This is a genomic window from Roseimaritima sediminicola (assembly GCF_009618275.1).
GTDB lineage: Bacteria > Planctomycetota > Planctomycetia > Pirellulales > Pirellulaceae > Roseimaritima > Roseimaritima sediminicola.
Genome location: NZ_WIAD01000094.1, coordinates 1 through 6,236 on the forward strand (window position 1 = coordinate 1; position 6,236 = coordinate 6,236).

7 protein-coding genes are annotated in these 6,236 nt (G+C 54.4%); 1 reads left to right on the forward strand and 6 read right to left on the reverse strand.

Features of this window, described 5'->3' with window-relative positions; genetic code table 11:
* Positions 1–171: 171 nt before the first annotated feature.
* On the reverse strand, positions 172–525 hold the full coding sequence (locus tag GE027_RS22900) for an HTH domain-containing protein (protein ID WP_162006885.1): 354 nt from the start codon (positions 523–525) through the stop codon (positions 172–174).
* 469 nt (positions 526–994) lie between these two features.
* Here GE027_RS22900 and GE027_RS22185 point away from each other — a divergent pair, with 469 nt between their 5' ends.
* Positions 995–1,711 (forward strand): hypothetical protein, encoded by a 717-nt coding sequence (locus GE027_RS22185; RefSeq protein WP_153559423.1) that lies wholly within the window; start codon positions 995–997, stop codon positions 1,709–1,711.
* On the opposite strand, the gene GE027_RS22190 is transcribed toward GE027_RS22185, so the two are convergent.
* From GE027_RS22190 to GE027_RS22210, 5 genes are all read right to left on the reverse strand, one after another.
* Positions 1,704–2,411, reverse strand: a complete 708-nt coding sequence (locus GE027_RS22190) for a metallophosphoesterase family protein (RefSeq protein ID WP_153559424.1) — start codon at positions 2,409–2,411, stop codon at positions 1,704–1,706. The genes GE027_RS22185 and GE027_RS22190 overlap by 8 nt on opposite strands.
* A gap of 21 nt (positions 2,412–2,432) precedes the next feature.
* Positions 2,433–3,731 (reverse strand): MBL fold metallo-hydrolase, encoded by a 1,299-nt coding sequence (locus GE027_RS22195; RefSeq protein ID WP_153559425.1) that lies wholly within the window; start codon positions 3,729–3,731, stop codon positions 2,433–2,435.
* Positions 3,732–4,028: 297 nt separating this feature from the next.
* Positions 4,029–4,250: a hypothetical protein gene (locus GE027_RS22200; RefSeq protein WP_153559426.1), complete on the reverse strand. Its 222-nt coding sequence runs from the start codon at positions 4,248–4,250 to the stop codon at positions 4,029–4,031.
* Between the two features lie 62 nt (positions 4,251–4,312).
* A complete protein-coding gene (locus GE027_RS22205) occupies positions 4,313–4,669 on the reverse strand; it encodes a hypothetical protein (protein WP_153559427.1) in 357 nt (118 codons plus the stop codon).
* Between the two features lie 69 nt (positions 4,670–4,738).
* On the reverse strand, positions 4,739–5,782 hold the full coding sequence (locus tag GE027_RS22210; protein WP_153559428.1) for a helix-turn-helix transcriptional regulator: 1,044 nt from the start codon (positions 5,780–5,782) through the stop codon (positions 4,739–4,741).
* Positions 5,783–6,236 lie beyond the last annotated feature (454 nt).

Here is a 6,236-nt window from a genome sequence, read left to right on the forward strand (position 1 = left end):
CTTTTTGGCGACGTGCCGCTGGCATCGTTCGGAACTTGGTAGATACATTAATCCGCTTAGGGTGCCGTCTCAAAGTAAGACTGACTCAGTGGACTCCTCGCCATTTGAGCGGAATTTTGCCGTTGGAGCAGGGGAAGCGACTAAATGGACACTTACCCCCCTGGAGGTGCCTCAGAAGTCCTCGTCGGCGAGAGCCGTTCTAAGCTCGCTGAGGAACGCTTGGAGTGTTTCAGCGAACGCCTCTCCATCTTCAAGCAGCTGCTTCGCTGCTTCTCGAATATGCAGAGCATGGTCCTTTGGCTTCTGCTGCTTCTTCGTACCCAAAATCGCATTCTCTGCCAGGGAAAATTTGAAGCCTTCGCGGATTCGGTAAGCTCTGAGTCGTTCATCGAAATACCACGGAACCCCCGCCATGCTCAACGTCTGCAGCATCCGGTGAACGGTTCGCTGAGAGCACTCGAGCTCTTCGGCCAGCCCCTTGGCATCCCATCTCCCGCGTCCGGAGATCAAGTGAAGAACTCGCATGAGGTTTGCCAGCCTGGCACACTGGCGAGCCCGTCTTTCGGCGTCGGTCCTCTCTCTCGGTTTGTCGCTTCGGTCGTGTTCGTTCGCCATGCCAGCGCTGTCTATCAATCGTGGATCTTCTAAAGCGGTGATAATCCTAGACGACAACGCCGACTGTGGGGCAGCGGCTAGCAAGATCGCAGCAAGACTAGGATCATACTGCCTGCTGCAGGTCATTGGCAGGGGAATCGAAGGAGGCATGACGACTGCTGTGACCTACCGCTGGCAGCCCTAGGTGAAAGAATCCGCTCTTCGTCTGCTCCCATCCGCAATCTGGTGGTCGGGAGCGTTACCATTGCACCGTCGGATCCAGGAGTCTTTTGTGTCGCTATTTGATCGTTGTTCTGAAATCGTCGACCGGCACCTAGGAATCACCGACGAATGGGCGGGCTCCAAACCACGATATAAGTCTGTTACATCCCTACGTAGGATGAAGAAGGAAAACTTGCCCGATGGCATGCAGCTGGTCTCGGATCTGTTCGGGCAGATGATGCGGAACTGGGGGGCCGCCGGGTGCCCGTCGACGAACTCGCCCGAGAACTGGCGATTCAAACAGCACCTTAAGTTCGATGACGACAATCGATCCGCGGAAGTACTTCTTGAACGGACCATTGCCTGGATGGCCGGCGATGAACTCGCAAACCAAATTCCAGTCGATTCAGGCCTGCTGGGAAGGAGCAGCAGAACTCTTGATCTCGCGACTCAAAAAGGTGAGGCTTTCGAGCTGATCGAACTTAAAGTCGATAAAGTCAATTCGGACACTCCACTCTCGGCTGCGATTCAAGTTTTGAACTATGGGCTAGCCAACCTATTCTTCCAGCTCAATCAACACAGAGTGCTGCCATCAGGATCGGACAACCTGTTGCTTAGTGCCAAGCTGCTGCGTCTTCGTGTACTTGCACTGGTGGAGTATTACGAACGTGAACCTGAGACTATAGACTGGCTATCCGACTTCGAAGGGTGTTTAAGTCAAGGCTTAACTGGATTCTCTGACCAGTTTCTGAATCCCGAATATCCTCGGTTTGAGGGATTCTGCTTCCAGGCATTCCCAGGCGATTTCCGGTGGGACGAAAGCCGACATGCCGACGAGAGCTACCGGGAAACTGTGAAGCAAGCGTTCGAAAATAGGTCGTGCTACTTCAAGTAAGCTCAGATTCCTCTACCCACCATGTCTTGCCGCTCGCCGGTTCATACGCCGTTAGCCTGCCTCCGAATCCACAAGCGGTGTCGATGCATACGACGTGATTCCACTTTCGAACGCATTGTGCAGCAGCATGTCCGACAACAACAAGTTTTCCGGAACAATGCGGTTTCGGAGGACAGTCGGAGATGCCAGTCCAACGCAGCAGCCGAGCCGGCTGACTTGCCATCTCAATGGATGGGTCGTAGCACGCATGGGTAAAGATGGAGCTGTCGGTTTCGAAATAGGGGACGCACCCCTCGAGAAATGCCCAGTGCTCGTCAGGAATATAGGAAAGATCGCTTCCCCGGAACCATGCATCGGCAGAGTAGGACTGGAGCGTTTCTTCGCCGCCATCATGTCGAAACCGATCTAAAGCATACCGGTCCTTTCTCGCCTCCAGCATCATCTCATCGTGGTTGCCAAGCACGGGCACCAGCCGACAGTTTTGGCTGGTTTCGATCAACGTTTCGATGACACCACGGGAATCTGGTCCACGATTGACGTAGTCGCCGAGTGGTACGAGGACGTCGTTGCTCGTAGGACCGATCTGATCAAGAAGCCGACGCAACGCACTAGAATGTCCGTGAATATCGCCTATCGCGATGGTCCTGCCGACCACTTCACTCCTCGATTGTTCGTCTGCTCGAAAGCCGTTCTTCGTCATCTGGGTCGCTCTGCCTCGTCCTTACAATTCGATCGGAACGCCATCTTCGGACAGCGTGACATTGTCGAAGTGCGAGTTGAACTGTTCGGGCTCGAAGCTATGGATCGGAATGATTCGTTCTGCGTTTATGGATCGCGTAAACTCCACAATGTCGGTCGACAAGGCGTGCCCGCTGGTATGAACGTGAACCAGTTCTCCGCCGGCAGCGTCGAGTGATTTCAAGACGTCCTGCCAGTCGGTGCCCTCGCTGTAGCCATGCCAAGTCGAGTAGAGGCAGAGAGTGTTCGGTGGAAGTTTGCCAGCGAAGTCCGCCAGCATGCTCGGCCGAAAGACCATCATGAAATCACCGGGAGAGTCAAGTATTTCCGACAGACTGATTTCGGCATCGCGAAATAGTTCGTTCGCTCGATTCGTTCCTTTTCGTTCGATCTTCTGTTTGAGGGAGTCCGGCAAGTACAGTCTTCCGTTTCCGGATCTGAGCGGGTTTTCGAGTTCCGCCTCCGCACTCACAAGATGAAGAACGAACGCGGTGTAGGCGTCAACAACAAACGTCCGCCCGGACCGGTTGGCGGCACGGATGAACGAATTCAATCGGTCGACGTTCTGAGGCGAAAAAGAGGCTAACACCAGACCTTGTGCGGCGGCAACGTGGTCTGCGATCTCTTCCGCCAAGCCGCCCTCCGAGACTTCGTTACCATTGTCAAATCCGAAGTGGGTTCCCTCGACGATCAGGGCGTCCAAGCCTGTATCCCCCAGTTCCGCAATGATTCTGCGATGCTCTTCCTGTCGCCGACCGTGAAGCCGCAGGTCTCCCGTATAGAGGATGCGTTTGTCGTCGGATTCGATTAAGAACGCCAAGCAACCATGGATAGAGTGATCGACTGGGAGCCCCGTTACGGTCAGTTCTCCGATGCCGATGGGCTCTCGAGCTTTGATTTCTCGGAACCTGTCCCTCGGGAGTTCCTGTTGGTTCGCGTAAACACCTCCCGCCAGCATCATCTTGCTTGTGCCTCTGCTAGCGTATACCGGTATCGATGGCTGCGTGTGCTTCAGAAGCCCCACATGATCTAGGTGTGCGTGAGACAGGAGGATCGCATCCGGCGTTTCGCAGCCTGAAAACAGTCCCTGAACCTTGGGAAGGATGCCTTTTGCATGGAGCTCGTTGGTCGTCATGCGACCCAAAGAAAAGCCATCGTGTGGCCGTCGAGCATTATCAAAGAGCGGCATCCCGACATCTAGTATGATTCTTGTTTTCCCGGCTTCGATCTCAACGCAGTTTCCACCGACCTCATTGCTCCCGCGGAATATCGTCAGTTTCATCGAAGGCCGGATTGAAAATGAAATTAGTTTTAAGAAGACTCCCGGAGAACCATTGCCTGCTTCTCGCTTGACGTTGGCCGTCACCCCTTGGATTGCCAGTCTGGACAGTTTGGCAGTCGAAGACGTTTAAGTCGGCAACTGCGTCTGGTAGCTGGCGGGATTGCACCAACAAGCTTCCCTAAACGGGACAGTCTGTCTCCGGGAGTCGTGCTCTAAATTACTGACTCACTCCGACACAGCTGGGTCAGTGGTGAGCCGATCTGGATGACGTTTTTTTCGAGCCCACCCACTGCAGTCCTATTCGGCAAACATCCAGAAGAATCCCGCAATCAGGGCTACGCCGAGGATTCCTACCGACCACCAGTGCAGCGAGGACTGAGGCTCTATGCCGAAACACCAGATGAAGGGAGCCACAATGACGGCTGCAACGAAGAAGGGGATTGGCCATAGAAACATGAGGGCGAAGGCCAGGAATCCATAAGCAGCTGCATCGGATTTTCGTCGACGATGGTTAGGCATTTTCGTAGGGGTCGCGTTCAAGGAGTGGATCGAGATGGCTTAGATGCCGAGAGCTGCACGTTTTACGAAGGTCCGCTTTGCCGAATCGTCACGAAGGGCTCCACATCGCATGGCGTTCCGCCGTTCTCGCTCAACCAGACTTGAAGGTCTAAAACTCGGTCGAGAAACTCGGTTGGATGCTTCCAAGGACAGCTGACAGCTCTCGACGGCACGTCGCCAAGATGAATCTTCCGCAGAATCGTGTCTTCGCAGATTTGCAGGACTCGAACGAAGTTTTCGATCGCTCCGTTGGTGAGACCTAAATTTCGAAACTGGGGTTCCGCAACTTTTTCAGCGAGCTCGTTGTAGTTCAGCGTTTCAAAAAGAAGACGGTGCGTGAAAAACGTCTCGTCGTCGGTCAGTGGGGAATCGAGTTGCATTCGATCTCTTGGTGGTTAGAGGCAACGAGTCAGATGACCTATCTACCCTATTAAGCAGTCGAAGCCAGCTCATTGTGTCTGCGACAACGCCGAATTGGCTCGCACCCCCTCCTGAAGCCTTGCGACAATCGCATCTCTCAACTCGGCTGGGCCGACGACCCTAACGTGACCGGTCCAACCGAGTATCCAACGTTGAATTTCATCTAGTCCATCCACGGTGAACTTCAGCGTCAGGCTTCCGTCTCGATGTATTGTCGCTTGTTGCGTGTGATGCCAGTTGGTTTCCACGACGATACGGGCGACGGACGCGTCAAAGCGAAGCTCCACGTCGTAGCTTTGGTTTCCTCGAAAAACAGCCCAAGCGTTTCCGAAGTGCTGTCGAAGATCAAAATCCGTCGGCCGATTGGCAGCGGATCCTGTCTGCCGCAGACTCTTGAAACGAGCGGCCCGGAACGTCTTGGCTTCTGTTTCACCTTCGATGTGCCCCACCACGTACCAAGCCTGTTTGACCAAGCAGATCCGGTAAGGATGGATGGTCAGCTTGAGGGGGGATGCTTCGTAGGGTGATTCATAGACACCTGTGACTTGATTCGCACCCAGCAAGGCCATCTGCAACGTTCTCAGGATTTCGCCATGCCGGCTATGATCCACCAATTTCAAGTCGAATACGTCTACCAAACTCATGGCGTCGGCAATGATCTGTTTGGTCTCTTCCTTTGAAGCAGCAGCCAGTCGTGTTGTCGTCGGCTTAGCTCCCAGTCCAATGTCGAGCCCAGGGGCATTCGTGATGGAGGTCGCGATGGCTTGGCCGAGAACTTCCTCGTTGGTGAGCGTCAGCGTGGGGAAACGATAGTCCGAGCGGACGCGGTAACATTGCTCTTCTTCGCTGTAGTAGAAAGGCACCCCACAAAACTCCAGCACGTTTAGGTCTCGATGGATAGTTCGGCTAGAACAGCCGAGTTCGCTGGCAATCGCACTGACATTCCATCGACCTCGCGACTGAATCAAATTCAGAACCTGGAGGACGCGAGCGATTCGCAGACTTTGGCGTACTCGGCGGTCCGCATCGGGGCGTTCAGGTAAGTTTTTCTTCGCTTCGGTTTTCTTCGCCATCACGTTCTTCACTATGGAGGGTTTAAGCCATTCCCATTGGAACCAACGTGGGAGACAGAGGTGGGTCACGCCCCAATGGCTACGCTAAAGTGTCTGTTGGCGCCCAAACAGTACCAGTGATTGGCGCCTCAAACGGTACCAATTGATCAAACTCCCCTGGCTCGTGTCTGATGGTCGGTTTTCATCCCTAGGAACCGACCATCGAGAGCCTCATGGCGAATCAACTGACCATGGACAAGCCATTGGCAATCAACAACTTACGCGCCGCAGGCTACTCCGAGCGACGGATCGCCGAGACGCTCGGAGTCTCGCGTGGGGCTGTCCGGCGCCATTTGCAGCCTGCCAAGCCAAACAGTACCAAGGCGCCAACCGGGTCCGAAGAGCCCGTGTTTTGCCTCAGCTGAACGATTTGCGTTATCCGTGTGCTAGAGTTTAGCATTCACAACGGAGAAAC

What these genes read in the sequence shown, in the direction of transcription:
- GE027_RS22900 (WP_162006885.1), bottom strand. Translation starts at nt 525, where the DNA reads ATGCGAGTTCTTCACTTGATCTCCGGACGCGGGAGATGGGATGCCAAG.
- GE027_RS22185 (WP_153559423.1), top strand. Translation starts at nt 995, where the DNA reads ATGAAGAAGGAAAACTTGCCCGATGGCATGCAGCTGGTCTCGGATCTG.
- GE027_RS22190 (WP_153559424.1), bottom strand. Translation starts at nt 2,411, where the DNA reads ATGACGAAGAACGGCTTTCGAGCAGACGAACAATCGAGGAGTGAAGTG.
- GE027_RS22195 (WP_153559425.1), bottom strand. Translation starts at nt 3,731, where the DNA reads ATGAAACTGACGATATTCCGCGGGAGCAATGAGGTCGGTGGAAACTGC.
- GE027_RS22200 (WP_153559426.1), bottom strand. Translation starts at nt 4,250, where the DNA reads ATGCCTAACCATCGTCGACGAAAATCCGATGCAGCTGCTTATGGATTC.
- GE027_RS22205 (WP_153559427.1), bottom strand. Translation starts at nt 4,669, where the DNA reads ATGCAACTCGATTCCCCACTGACCGACGACGAGACGTTTTTCACGCAC.
- GE027_RS22210 (WP_153559428.1), bottom strand. Translation starts at nt 5,782, where the DNA reads ATGGCGAAGAAAACCGAAGCGAAGAAAAACTTACCTGAACGCCCCGAT.